Consider the following 18474-nt stretch of genomic DNA (forward strand, 5'->3'; position numbering starts at 1 on the left):
AGGGTTCGCTCCACGCCGCACACAGAACCCGCACACGTCACCGTGGCGGGTTTTTTGTTTTTCCAGCCTGGTTGGCGATCCGCCGTGGTCCCCTGGGTCTCATGGCTGCTTGCCAGAGGGGCGCGGCGTAGAAGTGCGACCTAGAAGCACGGCTTTTTCGTAAACGTTTTATGCAGCCGGATGTGATGTACATCAAGGGTGCTACGCTAGCCCAGACGAAATAGAACGTGCGAATCATTCGCATTTGAGATATTATATTCGGCTTGTACCGGCCAGCCGGCGGCACTTTTTGTGCGCGTCATTTCCTGGCTGGCCGGATAAGTCAATGCACCCTGGCTGATTCATGCCTAGTTTTCAACGCGGTTGGAATTCTTCTTCGCCGTCTTCATTTGGTATACGTGCAGGCGCTGGCCTGGCGGTTGTCGCCCTTCACGCGGCAGTAATCGGCGCCATTTTCATGGCTCCTGCGAATCCTCCTGAGCTGGAGGAGCCCGAAGCCGTCATGGTGAGCCTGGTGGACGCGCCCGTCCCGCAAATTGCGAAGGCCGAACCCACGCCGGAAGTGCCGCAACCGGTGGTTGAGCCGCCGCCCGAGCCGCAGCCCGAAATCGAGCCGGAGCCGGAGCCCGAACCCGAACCCGAATTGAAGCCGGAACCAGAACCGGAACCCGAACCGGTGGTCGAGAAGCCGCCGGTGCCGGCGCCCAAGCCCAAGCCCAAACCGAAGCCTAAGCCCAAGCCCCAGCCGAAGCAGGAAGTCAAACCCGAGCCCAAGCCGGACACGCCGCCTCCGCAGACGCCGCCCGCGGGCGCGACGGATGGCGCGAAGGCCTCGCAGAGCCCGCAGCAGGGGCCTCCGCCGGACCAGCCGATCCTGGTGTCGAGTATTGAGTTCCAGGGCGCGCGCCCCATGCCCGTTTACCCGCAGGCCTCGCGCCGCATGCGGGAAGAGGGACGGGTGCTGGTGCTGGTGGAAATCAATACGCAGGGCCTGGTGGACCGCGCATCGATCGACACGTCATCGGGTTTTTCCAGACTGGACGAATCGGCGCTGACCGCCGCCCGCAAGGCCAAGTTCAAGCCCTATACCCGTAACGGCGTGGCCTATCCCGCCAAAGCCAAAATTCCGTTCGATTTCGTAATGAGGAACTGAGATGTCCAACGCACTGCATAGCGCCACTCTGGTGGCGCAGGCGACCACCAGCCCGGCAGCGCCGGCTGCTGCCGGCACTGCCGCGCCCGCCGCCGCCGCGGCTGCGCCCGCGGCCCAACAAGCCGCGACGACCGCTGGCGGCGTCGTCCAGCAATCGGCGGACGCGCTGCACAGCGCCGCCGCTGCGCTGCCGTCGTTGCCGCCGGCCCCTGCCGCCGCGCCCGACATGGGCTTCTTGCACTTTGTCGCCCAGAGCGACTTCGTGGGCAAGAGCCTGTTCATCATCCTGATCTTGATGTCGCTGGTGACCTGGTACCTGATCCTGGTCAAGGCCGCCAGCAATGTCAGCATGCGCAAGCGCTCGTCCGACTTCCTGAACAAGTTCTGGAACGCCAGCTCGCTGGAGCAGGTCGAGCACGAGATCAGCACGCACGGTGCGCGCGACCCGTTCTCGCATCTGGCCAGCCACGCGATGCACGCCCAGGCGCACCACAACAAGTTCGGCGCGACCAAGCTGGAAGAGTCGGGCAGCAATTCCGATTTCGTGACCCGCACCATGCGCAAGGTCATCGACGAAGAAACCGCCAAGCTGGAAAACGGCCTGACGGTGCTGGCGTCGGTGGGGTCGACGGCCCCGTTCGTTGGCCTGTTCGGCACGGTCTGGGGCGTGTACCACGCCTTGGTCGGCATCGGTCTGTCGGATGGCGTGACCATCAACCGCATCGCCGGTCCGGTGGGCGAAGCCCTGATCATGACGGGTCTGGGCCTGGCCGTGGCGATTCCGGCGGTGCTGGCGTACAACACCTTCGTGCGCAACAACCGCGTGTTCCTGTCGCGTCTTGATGCGTTTGCGCATGACTTGTTCGCGTTCCTGACCACTGGCCAGCAAGTGTCGCTGTCCGATGGCAAGGTGCGCGCCCTGCGCCGCCAGAACGGCAACGGCGCCGCGGCTCAACGCGGGAGCGAATAATGGCCTTTGGCAGCTTCGAGGGTAAAGGATCTGGAAGCCATACGGTTTCCGAGATCAACATGGTGCCCCTGATCGACGTCATGCTGGTGCTGCTGGTGATCTTCATCATCACGGCGCCGCTGCTGGCGCATTCGATCAAGATCAACATGCCCCAGGTGGCCGCGGAGCAGATCGAGGAAGAGCCCAAGACCGTGGACCTGGCGATCGACGCCAGCGGCGCGTTGTTCTGGGACGAAAAGCCGGTCAATATCGACGACCTGCCTAACCGCTTCAAGTCGATCGCCGGCACCAAGCCGCAACCGGAAATCCGCATCCGCGCCGACCAGAACACCCGCTACGAAACGCTGGCCAAGGTCATGGCCTCGGCTCGCCGCTCGGGGATGTCGCGTATCGGATTCGTCACGACGCCGCCTTCGGGCGGGGCCGCCGCCGCAGGTGCGCCGGCCGCGGGCGGACCCGCCCCGGCTCCGGCTGGGGCACCGTCCGGCCGGTGAACGGATCCCAAGGGAAGGGGCGCATTTCGCGCCCCTTTTTTTTCGGATCGCGCTAGAATCGCGGCATGCGAGTACTGGTAATCGAAGACGACACTACCCTGGGCCACGCGCTCCAGGAGTTCCTGGCCGACCAGGGTTATGCGGTCGACTGGCTGACCGAAGGCGACCGAGTCCTGGGCGCTTTGGCGGGCCAGCCGTATGACCTGATGCTGCTCGACCTTAATCTGCCTGGCATGAGCGGGCTTGATGTGCTGCGGCAGCTGCGCCAGGACGGCAATCAGGTTCCGGTGCTGATCCTTACCGCCCGCGACGGCATCGAAGACCGCGTTGCGGGCCTGGATGCCGGGGCCGACGACTACGTCACCAAACCTTTCGAACTGCCCGAGCTGGCGGCGCGCGTGCGCGCCTTCGGCCGGCGCCGTGCCGGTCAGGCGCAGCCGCTGATTGAAGTGGGCCCGCTGGTGTTCGATACGGTTGGCCGCGAAGTCCGTGCCAACGGCCAGCGCCTGTCGCTGTCCGTGCGTGAGCTCTCCGTGCTGGAGATGCTGATGGCCCGCGTGGGCCGCGTCGTGACCAAGCGCCAGATCGTCAACTCGCTGTCCGCCTGGGACGCCGATTTCAGCGAAAACGCGGTCGAAGTGTATGTGTACCGTCTGCGTAAGCGCCTGGAAGGCACGGGCGCCAGCATCCAGACGGTGCGCGGCTTCGGCTACATGCTGGATGTGGAAGCGGCCTGACGGCCCGGTCGCGGCCGGCATGCTCCGGCTGCGCGCTTCCATCCGCTCAAGCGAGGGTATCGCGTCATGACGCAGGAACGCACTCCTTCCGCTCTTCCGAAAGCACGCCCCTTGCTCCCTTCCCGTTCCCTGGCGCGGCACCTGGTGATCCGCCTGATGCCGCCTATTCTGCTGCTGGTCCTGCTGGACTTGGCGGCCACCTGGGTCATCACCCACAAAATCGACATGTCGCTCTGGATGCTGGAAGATTTCTTCTGGCTGATGGTAGTGGGGCAGGTCGCGCTGATCGCGTTGTTCACCTGGGTGGTGGTGCAGGGCGTGCGCTCGGGGCTGCGCTCCGTGAACCATCTGTCCGAAGAGATCCGCCAGCGTTCCATCGATGACATGCAGCCGCTGGAAGTGGCGGGCGTGCCGGTGGAAATCGAACCGCTGGTGACCCATACCAATGACTTGCTGCTGCGCCTGGACGCGTCGCTGGCGGCGCAGCGACGCTTTATCGGCCATGCGGCGCACCAGCTGCGAACCCCCTTGTCCGGCCTGCGGCTGGAGTCCGAACTGATGTTGGCCCGGCCCTTGCCCGACGACGTGCGCGCCCGCGCCGAACGCATCAAGGCCGTCAGCGACCGCATGATCCGGCTGGGCCAGCAGTTGCTGGTGCTGGCGCGCGCCGATCCCAATGCCCGCCCGCAGGACAGCTTTGTGCGCATTGATCTGTGCGAGTGGGTAAGGGTGCATGGCGCCGAGTGGTTCCCGCGGGTGCGCGAGGCCCGTTACGAGCTGGATCTGGTGGCGCCCGACGCGCCCATCTGGATCGACGCCGACCCCTTGCTGCTGGCCGAACTGCTGGGTAACCTGATCGACAATTCGCTGCGTTATGGCAATGAGACCGGCCGTATCACGCTGATCGTAGGCGCCAATCCGCCGTCGCTGACGGTCGAGGACGACGGGCCCGGAATCCCCCCTGACGAGCGCGACCGCGTGTTCGAGGCGTTCTACCGGTCGCCCACCGCCACGGCGGGCGGCTCGGGCCTGGGCCTGGCGATCGTGCGCGAGATCGCGCACGCCCACGGCGCGTGGTGGAAGCTGACCAGCCGCCCCCAATTCTCCGGCACACGGTTGTCCGTCGTGTTTCCCGGCCCCCGCAAAGGGGCCCAACTTACCCGTCAAGATCCCACATCATGAGCCAAGCCACGGCTGGTGTTTCTTCATCGTCCGGCGCGAATCCGGGAGGCGCGCACGCGCCTTCGTCGCGTGCGGCGCTCATCATGGGCGCACTGGGCGTGGTGTACGGCGACATCGGCACCAGTCCGCTGTATACCTTGCGTGCCTGCCTGACGGGCTTAAGCGTGCATACCGACCTGGAACCCGCGCATTTGCTAGGGGTGCTTTCCATCCTGTTCTGGATGCTGATGGTGGTGGTGTCGCTGAAGTACGTGACGTTGGTGCTGCGCGCCGACAACCGCGGCGAAGGCGGCACGCTGGCGTTGCTGGAACTGGCGGTGCGCAATCGTGACGGCAAGATGCGCTGGGTGCTGATCGTGCTGGGTATTTTTGGCGCGGCGCTGTTCTACGGCGACAGCATGATCACGCCGGCCATCTCGGTGCTGTCCGCGCTGGAAGGCATCGGGATCGTGTCGCACACGCTGGATGCGTGGGTGGTGCCAATCGCCTTGGTGGTGCTGGTGGCGCTGTTTGCGATCCAGTCGCACGGAACGGGCGTCATGGGCAAGCTGTTCGGCCCGGTGATGTTGGTGTGGTTCGGTACGCTGGCCGCCTTGGGCGCCTGGCAGATCTGGCAGACGCCGGAGGTGCTGTCGGCGCTGAACCCAATGTGGGGCCTGCGCTTCATCGTCGAATTCCCCTTGATCAGCTTCGTGCTGTTGGGCGCGGTGGTGCTGGCGCTGACGGGCGCCGAGGCGCTGTACGCCGATATGGGCCACTTTGGCCGGCCGGCGATCCGCAGCGCCTGGTTCAGCATGGTGCTGCCGGCGCTGACGCTGTGCTATTTCGGCCAGGGCGCGTTGCTGTTGCGCGATCCCACGGCGATCCGCAACCCGTTTTTCATGATGGCGCCCGATTGGGGCCTGGCGCCCCTGGTGGCGCTGGCCACCATCGCGACGATCGTGGCGTCCCAGGCGGTGATATCCGGCGCCTATTCCGTGACACGCCAGGCGGTGCAGTTGGGCTTCTGGCCGCGCATGCAGATCCTGCATACGTCGGCGGTCGAGAAGGGCCAGATCTATCTGCCGCAGGTCAATGCGCTGTTGTTGTGCGCGGTGCTGGTCCTGGTGCTGCTGTTCCGTAATTCGGACAACTTGGCCGCGGCCTACGGGTTTGCGGTGACGGGCACGATGCTGACGACGTCGGTGCTGGCATTCGCGGTGCTGCCGCGTGGCACCACGGGCGTCAAGCGCATGCTGTGGTTTACGGTGCTGGGCCTGTTGCTGCTGTTCGACGTGCTGCTGTTTTCGGCCAACGTGTTCAAGATCCACGAGGGCGGATGGCTGCCGCTGGTGGTGGCGATCGTGGTGTTCACGCTGATGATGACGTGGCGCCGCGGCCGGCATCTGCTGTCTGACATGCAGCATCGCGACCGGCAGCCGCTGAAGGAATTCATGGAACAGCTAGAGGCGTATCCGCCGTCGCGGGTGTCGGGCACGGCGATCTTCATGACGATGAATTCGGGCAATGTGCCGCCGGCGCTGCTGCACAACCTGAAGCACAACAAGGTGCTGCACGATCATGTGCTGTTCCTGACGATCTTGGTGGCGGATGTGCCGTATATCTCGCCGGAAGAGCGTTTCGTCGTGAGCAAGCTGAGCGCGTCCAGCTGGACGGCGACGATCAACTACGGATTCAAAGAAGATCCTGATGTGCCGGACGCGTTGCGGCTGGTGGCCGAGGCGTATCCGGAATTGGACCTGGAGCCCATGCGGACGTCGTACTTCCTGTCGCGGCAGACGGTGGTGGCGGCAAGGAAGCCGGCGTTGTTGCGGTGGAGAAGGGCCGTGTTCTCGTTCATGGCGCGGAATTCGACGCGAAGCACGAAGTTCTTCAAGATTCCGGCGAATCGGGTCGTGGAGATGGGGATGCAGGTCGAGTTGTAGGCTTGTTTTTGGCGGGGCGTTGCCTTGCGTCGTGAGGTTGCGCTTGTGACCTATCCGTCAGATCTGCGATGAATGTCGCGGGCATGAAAAAGCCCCTCGGTTTTTGCCGAGGGGCTTTTTTTGGGGCAAGAATTACTGTGGCGGAAGAATTACTTCTTCTTGCCGTCGTCCTTCAGCTGCGGCAGCGACGTGCCGCTGGAGGCCAACAAGCCGGTCTTGACGTAGGTGAACAGCTTTTCGCGGGTGTCGACGATGTCGAGGTTGCGCATGGTGAGCTGGCCAATGCGGTCTGCCGGGGTGAAGGGGGCGTTTTCCACCTTTTCCATGGACAGGCGCTCGGGCGCATACGTCAGGTTGGCCGATTCGGTGTTCAACAGCGAATAGTCGTTGCCGCGGCGCAGTTCGATGGTGACTTCGCCGGTGATGGCGCGCGCCACCCAGCGCTGGGCGGCTTCGCGCAGCATGATGGCTTGGGGGTCGAACCAGCGGCCTTGGTACAGCAGGCGGCCCAGCTTGCGGCCGTTTTCGCGGTACTGCTCGATCGTGTCTTCGTTGTGGATGCCGGTGACCAGGCGTTCGTAGGCGATGAACAGCAAGGCAAGGCCCGGGGCTTCGTAGATGCCGCGGCTCTTGGCTTCGATGATGCGGTTTTCGATCTGGTCGCTCATGCCGAGGCCGTGGCGGCCGCCGATGCGGTTGGCTTCCAGCAGCAGTTCGACCGGGTCGCTGAATTCCACGCCGTTCAGGGCGACCGGTTGGCCTTCCTCGAAGCGGACGGTGACTTCTTCAGCTTTGACGGCCACGTCGTCGCGCCAGAATGCCACGCCCATGATGGGCTTGACGATGCGGATGCCGGAGTTCAGTTGTTCCAGGTCCTTGGCTTCGTGGGTGGCGCCCAGCAGATTGGAGTCGGTCGAGTAGGCTTTTTCGGCCGACATCTTATAGTCGAAGCCGGCTTGGCGCATGTATTCGGACATTTCCGAACGGCCGCCCAGTTCGTCGATGAAGCGCTGGTCGAGCCAGGGCTTGTAGATCTTCAGGTCCGGGTTGGTTAACAGGCCGTAGCGGTAGAAACGCTCGATGTCGTTGCCCTTGAACGTGCTGCCGTCGCCCCAGATGTTGACGTCGTCTTCCTTCATGGCGGCCACCAGCATCGTGCCGGTGACTGCGCGGCCGATCGGGGTCGTGTTGAAGTAGGTGATGCCGGCGGTCGAGATGTGGAACGCGCCCGCTTGCAGGGCGGCGATGCCTTCAGCCACCAACTGCGCGCGGCAGTCGATCAGGCGGGCGTTTTCCGCGCCGTAGGCCAGGGCCTTGCGGGGAATCTCGTCGTAGTCGGACTCGTCGGGCTGGCCCAGGTTCGCGGTGTAGGCGTATGGAATCGCGCCGTTATTGCGCATCCACAGGAGCGCGGCGCTGGTGTCGAGGCCGCCGGAAAAGGCGATGCCGACCTTCTGGCCGGTGGGAAGGTTCGGGAGGATAGTGGTCATTGTTTGAGGTGAGACGCCAACAGGACTTTGACAGCAACGAGCCGCCAAACAAGAAAGGTGACCGCATTTTAACTCTTTTGACCGGGGCGGGCGGCGCGGGGCGGAAGGGCATCCGCGCCGATGCGGACGACTGCTGCTCAATTGTCCTTCGCGCCACGGCCGTGGCGGCGCGCGCCGGTGCACCGTTGGCCCGACCCTAGGCCGCCGGCGCGAACAGACGGGCCAGTTCCAGCTGACGGATCAGCGTGCCGGTGGCCGTGGCCAGGCGCGTGGCGGGACGATGCCGGGCGCTGGCCAACACCAGGTTGTTGGTGATCTTGGGCGAAACGATGTCGCAGAGCGACAACGCGTGTTCGGCGGCGGGACCCCGGGCGGCCGAGCGCGGAAGGATGGCATAGGCGTCGCCTTGCGCCGCCAGTTCCACAATCGTCTGCACCGCGTCCACTTCGGCCGCGACCTTCAGGCGGACGCCCTGGGTGCGGCAGACGCTTTCCACCAGCGTGCGGATGGCGTTGGGCAGGCTGGGCAGCACCAGGGGATAGTCGCCCAACTGCGCCACGGCCACGCGGGCGGGCAGCGGCGGTTCGTGCCCGGCGGCGGCGGCCAGCACCAGGTCTTCCCGGAATAGCGATTCATAGGCCAACTGGGGCGAGGGCGCGGGGTCGTACAGCAGCGCCAGGTCTACCCGGCCGGCCAGTAGCCATTCGCGGACCTGGGCGCTCAGGCCTTCGGCGACGGCAATCGAGGCGTCGGGAAAACTGCGGCGGAACGCCTGCACCAGCGGCGGGGTCAGCACGCGGGCGATGCGAGGCGGAAGCCCGACCACGACTTTACCGGCCGGGGTTTCGCGTAAGGACTGCAGGTCTTCCTTGGCGCGGTCGGCCAGGGTCAGCAGGGCGCGGGCGTGTTCCAGGAAGCGCAGGCCGGCTTCGGTGGGTTCGGCGCCGCGGCCGTTGCGATACAGCAGATGCTGGCCCAGTTCCAGTTCCAGCAGGCGAACCTGCCGGCTGAGGGTGGGTTGCGCCACGTCCAGCATTTCGGCGGCGCGCGAGAAACTGCGCCGCTCCGCGACCCGGACGAAATACTCGATCTGTTTCAGGTCCATCGGATATTTAATTTAGACATATCTGAAATCAAAGATATAGCATTGTTTGCCGGCCTGCAATCCGTGACGATGTCGTTTTTCCCGCAGGAAACCGCCGTGTCCGATTGCCGTCCTCCGCTTGCGTCGCCCTCCCATCCGCGTCATGCGCTGCCGCCGGGCGCCTGCGACACGCATTGCCACGTTTTCGGACCCGCCGACGTGTTCCCGTATGCCGAAGGCCGCTCGTATACGCCGCCCGATGCCTCCTACGCGAAGATGGCGGCGTTGCACGCGCATCTGGGCGTCGAGCGCGCGGTGGTGGTGCAGGCCAATTGCCACGGTTCGGACCACCGCGCCTTGCTGGATGCTCTGGCGCGTAGCGGCGGCCGCTATCGCGGCGTGGCGCTATTGGGCGCGGACGCCACGGCGGCCAGCGTCAAGTCGCTGCATGTCGGCGGCGTGCGTGCCGCGCGGTTCAATTTCGTGCCTCACCTGGGCGGCGCGCCGGATCCGGCAGTGTTCGACCATGTCGTGTCCCTGATCGCGCCGCTGGGCTGGCACCTGTGCCTGCATCTGGACGGCGCGATGCTGCCTGGCCTGTTGCCGCGTCTTCGGGCGCTGCCGCTGCCATTTGTCGTGGACCACATGGGTCGGCTGAAGGCGAGCGATGGGCTGGAGTCGCCCGCGATGCGCGCCTTGCTGAGCCTGGCCGACGTCCCGCAAGCCTGGGTGAAGGTGTCGGGCATCGACCGCATCGCATCGGGCCGGCGTCCGTTCGCGGAAGGCATCCCGTTTGTCCGCGCGCTGGTCGAGGCCCTGCCGGACAGGACGCTGTGGGGCACCGATTGGCCGCACCCGAATGTGGCGGGCGACATGCCCGACGATGGCGAATTGGTGGACACGTTTTTCGACGCGTGTCCCGACGCCGCGCTGCGCCAGCGCGTGTTGGTGGAGAACCCGGCGCGGCTGTACGGATTCATCTAAGCGGCAGGCCCATCGCTTGTCGGCGGGTGGGCGCAAAAGAACATTTCATTCATCGAGGAGACACCATGTTCAATAAGATTCTCTCGGCCACCGTGCTGAGTCTGGCCGCCTTCGGCGCGGCGCATGCCGACGGCCCCGTACGCCTGATCATCGCGTTCCCGCCTGGCGGTCCGGTGGACCTGGTGGGGCGCGTGCTGGCCGAGCAATTGGGCAAAGAGCTCAAGCAGCAGGTCATCGTCGAGAACAAGGCGGGCGCCAACGGCAATATTGCCGCGGCATACGTCGCCAAGGCGCCGGGCGATGGATCGGTGCTGTTTCTGACCAGCGTCGGCGCGGTCGCCATCAGCCCGGCGCTGTACAAGGACTTGCCGTACGATCCGGTGCGCGATTTCGCACCGGTGTCCAAAGTCGTGAACAACGCGACGGTGTTCGTGGTGAACCCGTCCAATCCGGCGACGGATGCCGCCGATTTCGTGAAGGCCTCGCAGGCTGCCAAGCAATCCGTAGCAATCGGTTCGTCGGGGATCGGCAGCATTCCGCATCTGACGATGGAGATGTTCGCCGATGCCAGCAAAGCCAACGTGCTGCACGTGCCATACAAAGGCGCGGCCCCTGTCATTAACGACGTAATGGGCAACCAGGTGGCCGGTTTCTTCGGCGACGTACCAGGCTTGATCGGCCATATCCAGGGCGGCAAACTCAAGCCGTTGGGCATCGCCGCGCCCACGCGCCACCCGCTGCTGCCGGATGTGAAGACGCTGGCCGAACAGGGCATCGCAGGCGTGGAATCCAACAACTGGTACGGCATCGTGGCGCCGTCGTCCACGCCGGCGGCGACTGTCGACAAGCTGAACCAGGCGGTGCGCGCCGCGTTGGGCAACGAGGCCGTGCGGGCCAAGCTGGAGAAGTTCGGCGCCCAGGCCGCGCCCAGCTCGCCGCAGGAGCTGACCGCGTTGATCGCCTCGGATCGCGACAAGTGGACCGCGCTGATCCAGCGCAAGAACATCCGTCCGGAGTAAGCATGAGCGCAAGCCGAGTCACCCCCGTGGTTCCGGGCACCCGCCAGGAACTGGCTGCGATCGAGGCGCGCATCAGCGCCACGCGCGGCCGGATTTCGCCGTTGTACCAGGTGCTGTTGAACAGCCCGGCCGTGGTCGAGGGCTGGGAGGCCATGCTGACGGCCATCCGGCAGAAGACGTCACTGGCGCCACGCCTGCGCGAGCTCATCATCCTGCGCGTGGCGACGCTTAACAACGCGCCATACGAGTTCGACGCCCACGTGCCGCACGCGTTGGCGGGCGGCATGCCGCAGGCCGTGATCGATGCGTTGCGTGGCAATCCCGCGCCGGACGCCGTTCCGGGGCTGGCGCCCGGCGAAGCCGAGGTGCTGGCGCTGACCGATGCGATGACGCGCGATATCGAGGTGCCGGACGCCGTGTTCGCCCCATTGCGCGCCCGCTACGACGACACGCAATTGGTGGAATTGACGGCGACGGTAGGGGCGTACAACATGGTGTCGCGCTTCCTGGTGGCGTTGCGCGTCGGCCATTGAAAGGAGAAGACCATGCAGGAAATCGTATTGCTGGTGTCGCTCGGCGAACGCTTTGACGAAGGGCGCGCGGCGGACATGGCTCAACGCTTGACCGAGGGGCTGGCGGGGGTCGTGGTCAGCGCTTTTGCCGCGGTGGAGGAAGAGGACACCTACGTGTATCTGCGCGGTGCGCCGGACGCGCTGCCCGAGATCCAGGCGCGGCTGGCCGAGGGCTTTCCTGGCGCCCGGGCGCGGGTGTTGCATCAGACCTTGGACCTGCCGGGCGCGTCGGCAGGGCAGGATGCCCCGTGGCATTACATCGTTGAAACCGATGTGTTGCCCGACGCCGAGGCGGACCTGAACGCCTGGTACGACCAGGAGCATCTGCCGGGCCTGGCGTCGGTGCCGGGCACCGTGCGCGCGTTGCGCTACGAATGCCGCGACGAGGGGCCGCGCTATCTGGCCTGCTACGACCTGCACACCCGCGAGACCTTTGGCAGCCCGGCGTGGCTGGCGGTGCGGGCGACCGACTGGAGCAGCCGCGTGCGGCCGTCGTTCCGCAATACGCGCCGGACGATGTTCAAGAAGATCCTGTAATCCGACCGGGGTCCGGGCGCAGGCGTCCATCCTGGCCGCCATTGCGGCCAGGGAACGCGCGTTGTGCCGACTGTCATCCGCGCATGGAAAAGGGCCTGGATACCTTGCGGTATCCAGGCCCCGTTTTCGTGCCGGACCGGTTTACTTGATTTGGCCCAGCAGCAGGAATTCCATCAGCGCCTTTTGCACGTGCAGGCGGTTTTCAGCTTCGTCCCAGACCACGCTTTGCGGGCCGTCGATGACTTCGCCGGTGACTTCCTCGCCGCGGTGCGCAGGCAGGCAGTGCATGAAGACGGCTTCGGCGTCGGCCGCGGCCATCATTTCGGCATCCACGCACCAGTCAGCGAATGCGGCGCGGCGTTCGTCGTTTTCGGCTTCGTAGCCCATGCTGGTCCAGACGTCGGTCGTGACCAGGTGCGCGCCCTGGCAGGCCTCCATCGGGTCCTTGAATTGGCGCAGGACGTTGGACGGCGGCGTGCCGATGCGCGCGGCTTCAAGTTCGTAGCCGGCGGGCGTGGACACGTGCAGCGTGAAGCCCAGCATTTCGGCGGCGTGCAGCCACGTGTAGGCCATGTTGTTGGCGTCGCCCACCCAGGCCACCGTCTTGCCGGCGATGGGGCCGCGGTGCTCGATGTAGGTGAAGATGTCCGCCAGGATCTGGCAGGGGTGGAACTCGTTGGTCAGGCCGTTGATGACCGGCACGCGCGAGTGCGACGCGAAGCGTTCGATGCGGGTCTGCTCGAACGTGCGGATCATGACGATGTCGACCATGCGCGAAATGACGCGCGCGGTGTCCTCGATGGGCTCGGAACGGCCCAGTTGGGAATCGTTCGACGTCAGGTTGATGACCGAGCCGCCCATCTGGTACATGCCGGCTTCGAACGACACGCGAGTGCGGGTGCTGGCTTTTTCGAACACCATCGCCAGCGTGCGGTCGTGCAGCGGCATGTGGGGTTCATAGCGCTTGAATTTTTCTTTGATCAGACGTGCGCGGTCCAGCACATAAGCGATCTCGGCGGACGAAAAGTCCTTGAACTGAAGAAAATGCCGCAACGGGCCGTTTTGAGTCGTGGGAGGAGTCATGGTGATGTCGCAGGTCATTGGACCCGGCCGGGCTCGTGGCCCGGGCGGGAATGGGATGTTTCGGCCAGGAATTGTTGGATGAGCGGGACCAGTGTGCTGACGATCTGGTCTGCCTCTTGCTTGTTCAGGATCAAAGGCGGCAGCAGGCGGATGACGCGGTCGCGCGTGACGTTGATGAGCAGGCCGGCCGCCAGCGCGCGCGCCGCCAGCACGCCGCAGGGGCGCGCCAGCTCGATGCCCAGCATCAGGCCTCGGCCGCGCACCTCGGTGACGCCGTCGGTGTCCGCCAAAGCGTGGCGCAGCGCGTTTTTCAGGTAGGCGCCCACGGTATGGGCGTTATCCAACAGGTGTTCGGATTCCAGGGCGTCCAGCACGGCCAGCCCGGCCGCGCATACCAGCGGGCCGCCGCCGAACGTGGTGCCGTGGCTGCCGGGCGTGAGGACGCCCGCGGCGGGGCCCGCGGCCAGCATTGCGCCAATCGGCACGCCGCCCGCCAGGCCCTTGGCCAGCGTCATGACGTCGGGTGTGATGTCCGCCCATTGATGGGCGAACCATTTGCCCGTGCGGCCGATGCCGGACTGCACTTCGTCGATCATCAGCAGCCAGCCGCGCTCGGTGCACAGGCGGCGCACTTCCTGCAGATAGGCGATGTCGGACGGGCGGATGCCGCCTTCGCCTTGCAACACTTCCAGCAGCACCGCCGCGGTACGCGGTTCGGCATCGCCGGCGGCGCGCACGGCATCGATGTTGTTGTAGGCAACCTGGATGAAGCCGGTGGGCAGCGGTTCGAAGCCCTTGCGCGCCTTGTCGCTGCCGGTGGCCGCCAGCGTGGCCAGCGTGCGGCCATGCCATGACGAATCCATGGTGATGATGTGGGCGTGCTTGTTGCCGCGCTGGTAAGCGTAGTAGCGCGCCAGCTTGATCGCGGCCTCGTTGGCTTCCGAGCCGCTGTTGTTGAAGGCGACTTCGCGCATCCCGGACAACGCCGTCAGGCGCGCGGCAAGCGCCGCCTGTTGTGGCACTTCATAGATGTTTGAGGTATGGATGACGCGCGCGGCCTGCTCGCTGATGGCGGCGACGAGCTTCGGATGGGCATGGCCCAGGCACGACACGCCGATGCCGGCCAGCGCATCCAGATACTTGCGGCCGTCGGCATCCCACAACCAGACCCCCTGGCCGTGCGTGAACGCAACCGGCAGGCGGGAATAGATATTGGCCAGAGGCGAGGTCATTGCGGATCCTCCTGGGGGATTACCAAAAATGCCGGCCCTTTTTCGGGGTGTTTCGTGTCAGAAACGCCATTTGGAAGAGGGCAAAGGATCAATCATATACAATTCGCGGCGCAGGGCGCATGTTTGATCACGCCGAAGATCCGGCTTTCGTGAAAGGCGCGCTGTAGTGAAAGAACTCATGGCAACTCGCGTCAGACAATTCGTAATTCATGGCGTTACCGAAAGCGGTAGCCGATTCCGCCCCAGCGATTGGGCGGAGCGGCTCGCCGGCGTAATGGCACAGTTCCGGCCCGCCGGCTGTGCCGGTAACCACCTCACTTATTCGCCCTATGTGCTGCCCGTCGTCATCGATGGCGTGCGCGGAATCGTGGTCGACCTGCGTTTGCGCGACCTGGAACCGCTGGCGTACAAGTTCGTGGTGGATTTCGCTCGCGACAACAACCTCAAGACGGAAGAACGCGAAATCTAGGCCCCAGAACCGAAAAGCGCCCCGACCGGGCGCTTTTCTCATTCTTGGGGGCCACTCTGCTCGCCCATCGGGCGGGCACGCCCCTAGGCGCCGCCTCCGCGCACAAGGCCCGATCAGGCTCAGGCCCCAATCAGGCTCAGGTCCCGTAGCGGTCGAGGATCTTGCGGATGTCGCGCACACCCGAACCGTCGGGGCTCAGCAGCGCCCGTGCGGTGACGGACTCCAGGTGATGCTCCAGCAGATGCAGCACGTGTTTTTCATCGCGTGCGCGCAGGCCTTCGACGATCTCCATGTGCTCGCTGACCGCGCACTCGCTGGAATGGGGGCGGCCGTATAACGCCAGGATCAGTGAACAGCGCGAGACGATTTCGTTCACGTAGCGGGCATACACCGCATTGCCCGACAGCTCTGCCATCAAGATGTGGAATTCGCCCGATAGCCGAATGGATTCGTTCGTGCTGTTGCGCTTGCGGGCCTCTTCCTCTTGCGCCACGTGCTGCGCCAGGCGGGTCAGCCCGGCTTCGGTGATGTGCTGCAGCAGCCGGCGCGCGACATCGCGTTCCAGGCAGCGGCGCGCCTCGAAGATGTCGTGCGCTTCTTCCAGGCTGGGGCGGGCCACGGCGGCGCCCCGGTTGGGCCGAAGATCCACCAGGCCCTCGCTGAACAGGCGCGTCAACACTCCTCGAACGATTGTCCGGCTGACGCCGAAGCGCTCGCCGATGACGTCTTCCGGCAGCTTGTCGCCGGGCAGCAGGGCTTGTTCGATGATGGCGCGGCGTAAATTAATGTATACGATTTCGCTGCGATTTATGTCTTTCTTGGCGGGCTCGTTAGCCGGCGGCGCGAGAGGTTTCATCTTCTTCTTAGGCTCCTGTGCATGCGCGTTTTCGTTGTATTGGAAAGGTGTCCGGCACCCGCTGCCGGCGCGCACGGCGGGGTGCAGGCAAGCATACTACACCGGGCGATAAGGGTTAGCGATAGCTTGAAGGCAGGGCTGAAGCGCGTACATTGTCGGCATAAATCGTATACAAACATTTATACAAAATCGAACAGAACTGGTTGGTTGGTTTGGATTTTTTGTATACAAAATGACCGAGGTTTATTCCATGTCCGCCACGCCTGACCCCGTCGCCTTTGACCGGCCTGCTTTCACGCCTTACCGGTTGCTGGTGGTCAACGGCAACACCACGGCTGACCTGACCGTCAGCCTGGCCGAGCAGGCCCGCGCTTTCTTGGGGGGCGCCGCTCACGTGCATGCCGTCACGGCCGTGTTCGGGCCAGCCTATATCGCCAGCCGTGTCGAGGCGGCGGTGGCCGCCCATGCCGTACTGGAAACCGTCGAACGTGAAATCGCGCAGGCCCAGGCCCCGTTCGACGCCTGCCTGTTGGCCTGTTTCGGCGAACCCGGCATTGGCGCCGTGCGCGAATGCCTGCCGGTGCCGGTCGTCGGCATGGCCGAGGCCTCGATCATGGCCGCCATGCAGCGGGGCGACCGCTACGCCATCGTGACCGTGGGCCAGCGCTGGCCCGGCATGCTGCGCGAGCAGATCCGCCAATTGGGGCTGGAATCCCGTTGCGCCGGCATCATCGCCTTGCCCGGCAACGCGCTGGACTACGTATCGCGTTCGCCCGAGTCGGCCGCCGAAGTCAGCCGCGCGCTGGATGCCGCGGTGGCGCAGGGCGCCGACGTGGTGATCGTGGCGGGCGCGGCACTGGCGGGCTACCTGCCCGCGCTGCCGCGCCGGCCAGCCGTACCCATCATCGATTCCTACCGCGCGGCGCTGGCCCAAGTGTTGGCGCTGGCCTCCCTGGACCGCGCGCAGCGCCTGACCGCCCCGGCCTGACCCGCCGCCCCGATCGCTTCACACATCGCGCCGGGCTCGATCCCGGCGATAGCAAACCGGTATTTCAGACCGATACACAAGGGAGAGTTGCAGCCATGAAGACGTTGCTTAGATGGACCGCCGGGGCCGTGATCGCGCTGTCCGCCATCACCGGGGCCTCTGCCGCCAACACGCTGAAGTGGGGCGCCGCGCGCGACCTGGATTCGCTGGATCCGTATTCCTACGGCAGCACCTTCAATCTGGCGTTCCTGAACCATGTGTACGAAGCGCTGATCCGCTACGACGACAAGTTCAACATTACGCCAGCGCTGGCCGAGTCCTGGGAGAGCACGTCGCCCACCGTGCTGCGCTTCAAGCTGCGCCAGGGCGTGAAGTTCCACAACGGCGCGCCGTTTACCGCCGACGACGTCGTAGCCTCGATGACCCGGGTGTCGGACGAGGCCTCGCCGCTGAAGGGCAACCTGCCCGCCTTCAAGGCCGTGCGCAAGGTTGACGACTTCACGGTCGACATCGAGATGACGCATCCGTACCCGCTGATGCTCAACGACCTGACCAACATCTTCATCTTCAACCGCCAATGGCTGGTGGACAACAACAGCACCAAGCCGACGGACGCCGCGAAGAAGATCGAAGGCTATGCCACGCACAACGCGAACGGCACCGGCCCGTTCAAGGTGGAGTCCTACCGCCCCGACACGCGAACCGTGCTGGTCGTGAACAAAGACTGGTGGGACACGCCGCGCCACAACCTGGACCGCATCGAATTCACGCCTATCGCTTCGGCGCCGACGCGGGTCGCTGCGCTGTTGTCGGGTGACATCAATTTCACGGAAAACGCGCCGCTGCAAGACCTGGACCGCCTGCGCGCCGCGCCGAACGTGAAGGTGCTGGCGGCCACCGAACTGCGCACCCTGTACTTCGGGTTCAATCTGAGCGACAAGCTGGTCGGCTCCAACGTCACCGACAAGAATCCGCTGAAGGATGTGCGCGTGCGCCAGGCGCTGTACATGGCGCTATCGCCGGATCTGCTGCAAAAGCGCGTGATGCGCGGCCTGTCGCGCACGACGGGCGCATTGGTGGCGCCTTCCATTCCGGGCTACGAGGCCAAGCAGGAGGAGCGCCTGCCGTTCGACGCCGCCCGCGCCAAGAAGCTGCTGGCCGACGCAGGCTATCCCGACGGTTTCACGCTGTCGCTGCTGTGTTCGAACGACATGTTCGTAAACGAGGAAGAGCTGTGCCAGGCCGCGGCGTCGATGTGGGCAAGGATTGGCGTGAAGGCGGCGTTGGCCAGCGGCCCGCGTTCGCTGCAAAACCCCAAGCGCTCGCGCGGCGAGTTCGATATCACCATCCATGGCTGGGCCAACGAGCCGCAGATCGACGCGTTGTCGATTCTGCTGCAAGTGATGCACAGCCGAACGGGGCCTGCCGGTGTCTTTAACTGGGGGCAATGGGGAGACGCCGCGCTGGACGCGAAGATCGACGCGGCCGCCGCCGAGATGGACCGTCCGAAACGCATCCAGATGATGGCCGAAGTGCTGCAGACCTTGCATGACGACGTGCGCTTCCTGCCCTTGCACCAGCAGCCCATGGCCTGGGCCGTGGGCGCCAAGGTGGGCGACGTGCTGCAGATGCCGGACAACAAGGCCCGGCTGTGGAATGTGCGCATGCAGTGATGCGTGCCTGAGCGGGCTGCCGCGCG

18 protein-coding genes are annotated in these 18474 nt (G+C 65.1%); 13 read left to right on the forward strand and 5 right to left on the reverse strand.

Features of this window, described 5'->3' with window-relative positions; translation table 11 throughout:
• Positions 1–343 precede the first annotated feature (343 nt).
• The 6 genes from ACI0FO_RS04580 (at position 344) to ACI0FO_RS04605 (ending at position 6461) form a co-directional block, all read left to right on the forward strand.
• The gene (locus ACI0FO_RS04580; RefSeq protein WP_105558487.1) at positions 344–1153 is read left to right on the forward strand and encodes an energy transducer TonB; all 810 of its coding nucleotides are present in this window, start codon (positions 344–346) and stop codon (positions 1151–1153) included.
• Position 1154: 1 nt separating this feature from the next.
• A complete protein-coding gene (locus tag ACI0FO_RS04585; RefSeq protein ID WP_416024419.1) occupies positions 1155–2123 on the forward strand; it encodes a MotA/TolQ/ExbB proton channel family protein in 969 nt (322 codons plus the stop codon).
• The gene (locus ACI0FO_RS04590; protein WP_416024420.1) at positions 2123–2617 is read left to right on the forward strand and encodes an ExbD/TolR family protein; all 495 of its coding nucleotides are present in this window, start codon (positions 2123–2125) and stop codon (positions 2615–2617) included. Before ACI0FO_RS04585 ends, ACI0FO_RS04590 begins: the two co-directional genes overlap by 1 nt.
• Before the next feature lie 65 nt (positions 2618–2682).
• Complete coding sequence (locus ACI0FO_RS04595; RefSeq protein WP_057285123.1) at positions 2683–3354, forward strand: response regulator transcription factor; 672 nt, start codon at positions 2683–2685, stop codon at positions 3352–3354.
• Positions 3355–3420: 66 nt separating this feature from the next.
• Complete coding sequence (locus ACI0FO_RS04600) at positions 3421–4536, forward strand: sensor histidine kinase (RefSeq protein WP_416024422.1); 1116 nt, start codon at positions 3421–3423, stop codon at positions 4534–4536.
• Positions 4533–6461, forward strand: a complete 1929-nt coding sequence (locus ACI0FO_RS04605) for a potassium transporter Kup (protein WP_416024424.1) — start codon at positions 4533–4535, stop codon at positions 6459–6461. The genes ACI0FO_RS04600 and ACI0FO_RS04605 overlap by 4 nt, the downstream gene beginning before the upstream one ends.
• A gap of 149 nt (positions 6462–6610) precedes the next feature.
• Here ACI0FO_RS04605 and argG read toward each other — a convergent pair whose 3' ends face one another.
• Both argG and ACI0FO_RS04615 read right to left on the reverse strand, forming a co-directional pair.
• Positions 6611–7951, reverse strand: coding sequence for an argininosuccinate synthase (gene argG / locus ACI0FO_RS04610; RefSeq protein WP_416024426.1), 1341 nt, complete (start codon positions 7949–7951; stop codon positions 6611–6613).
• Positions 7952–8147: 196 nt separating this feature from the next.
• A complete protein-coding gene (locus ACI0FO_RS04615) occupies positions 8148–9056 on the reverse strand; it encodes a LysR family transcriptional regulator (protein ID WP_416024428.1) in 909 nt (302 codons plus the stop codon).
• A gap of 96 nt (positions 9057–9152) precedes the next feature.
• Here ACI0FO_RS04615 and ACI0FO_RS04620 point away from each other — a divergent pair, with 96 nt between their 5' ends.
• The 4 genes from ACI0FO_RS04620 (at position 9153) to ACI0FO_RS04635 (ending at position 12147) form a co-directional block, all read left to right on the forward strand.
• Positions 9153–10019, forward strand: coding sequence for an amidohydrolase family protein (locus tag ACI0FO_RS04620; protein WP_416024566.1), 867 nt, complete (start codon positions 9153–9155; stop codon positions 10017–10019).
• Positions 10020–10084: 65 nt separating this feature from the next.
• On the forward strand, positions 10085–11038 hold the full coding sequence (locus tag ACI0FO_RS04625) for a Bug family tripartite tricarboxylate transporter substrate binding protein (protein ID WP_416024430.1): 954 nt from the start codon (positions 10085–10087) through the stop codon (positions 11036–11038).
• 2 nt (positions 11039–11040) lie between these two features.
• On the forward strand, positions 11041–11571 hold the full coding sequence (locus tag ACI0FO_RS04630) for a carboxymuconolactone decarboxylase family protein (RefSeq protein ID WP_416024431.1): 531 nt from the start codon (positions 11041–11043) through the stop codon (positions 11569–11571).
• Between the two features lie 12 nt (positions 11572–11583).
• Positions 11584–12147 carry a hypothetical protein gene (locus ACI0FO_RS04635; RefSeq protein ID WP_416024433.1) on the forward strand — a complete coding sequence of 188 codons (564 nt, stop codon included), beginning with the start codon at positions 11584–11586 and terminating at the stop codon, positions 12145–12147.
• Positions 12148–12288: 141 nt separating this feature from the next.
• Here ACI0FO_RS04635 and argF read toward each other — a convergent pair whose 3' ends face one another.
• Positions 12289–13230, reverse strand: coding sequence for an ornithine carbamoyltransferase (gene argF / locus ACI0FO_RS04640; RefSeq protein WP_416024435.1), 942 nt, complete (start codon positions 13228–13230; stop codon positions 12289–12291).
• Positions 13231–13244: 14 nt separating this feature from the next.
• Positions 13245–14462 carry an aspartate aminotransferase family protein gene (locus ACI0FO_RS04645; protein WP_416024436.1) on the reverse strand — a complete coding sequence of 406 codons (1218 nt, stop codon included), beginning with the start codon at positions 14460–14462 and terminating at the stop codon, positions 13245–13247.
• Between the two features lie 178 nt (positions 14463–14640).
• Here ACI0FO_RS04645 and ACI0FO_RS04650 point away from each other — a divergent pair, with 178 nt between their 5' ends.
• Positions 14641–14931: a DUF3579 domain-containing protein gene (locus ACI0FO_RS04650; protein ID WP_013392635.1), complete on the forward strand. Its 291-nt coding sequence runs from the start codon at positions 14641–14643 to the stop codon at positions 14929–14931.
• Between the two features lie 136 nt (positions 14932–15067).
• Here ACI0FO_RS04650 and ACI0FO_RS04655 read toward each other — a convergent pair whose 3' ends face one another.
• Positions 15068–15787 carry a GntR family transcriptional regulator gene (locus tag ACI0FO_RS04655; RefSeq protein WP_416024437.1) on the reverse strand — a complete coding sequence of 240 codons (720 nt, stop codon included), beginning with the start codon at positions 15785–15787 and terminating at the stop codon, positions 15068–15070.
• 250 nt (positions 15788–16037) lie between these two features.
• On the opposite strand from ACI0FO_RS04655, the gene ACI0FO_RS04660 reads away from it, so the two are divergent.
• A complete protein-coding gene (locus ACI0FO_RS04660; protein ID WP_416024439.1) occupies positions 16038–16775 on the forward strand; it encodes an aspartate/glutamate racemase family protein in 738 nt (245 codons plus the stop codon).
• A 95-nt stretch (positions 16776–16870) separates the two neighbouring features.
• Positions 16871–18448: an ABC transporter substrate-binding protein gene (locus ACI0FO_RS04665; protein ID WP_416024441.1), complete on the forward strand. Its 1578-nt coding sequence runs from the start codon at positions 16871–16873 to the stop codon at positions 18446–18448.
• Positions 18449–18474 lie beyond the last annotated feature (26 nt).

Origin of the sequence: Achromobacter marplatensis (genome assembly GCF_049060505.1) — a bacterium.
GTDB classification, from domain to species: domain Bacteria; phylum Pseudomonadota; class Gammaproteobacteria; order Burkholderiales; family Burkholderiaceae_B; genus Achromobacter; species Achromobacter marplatensis_A.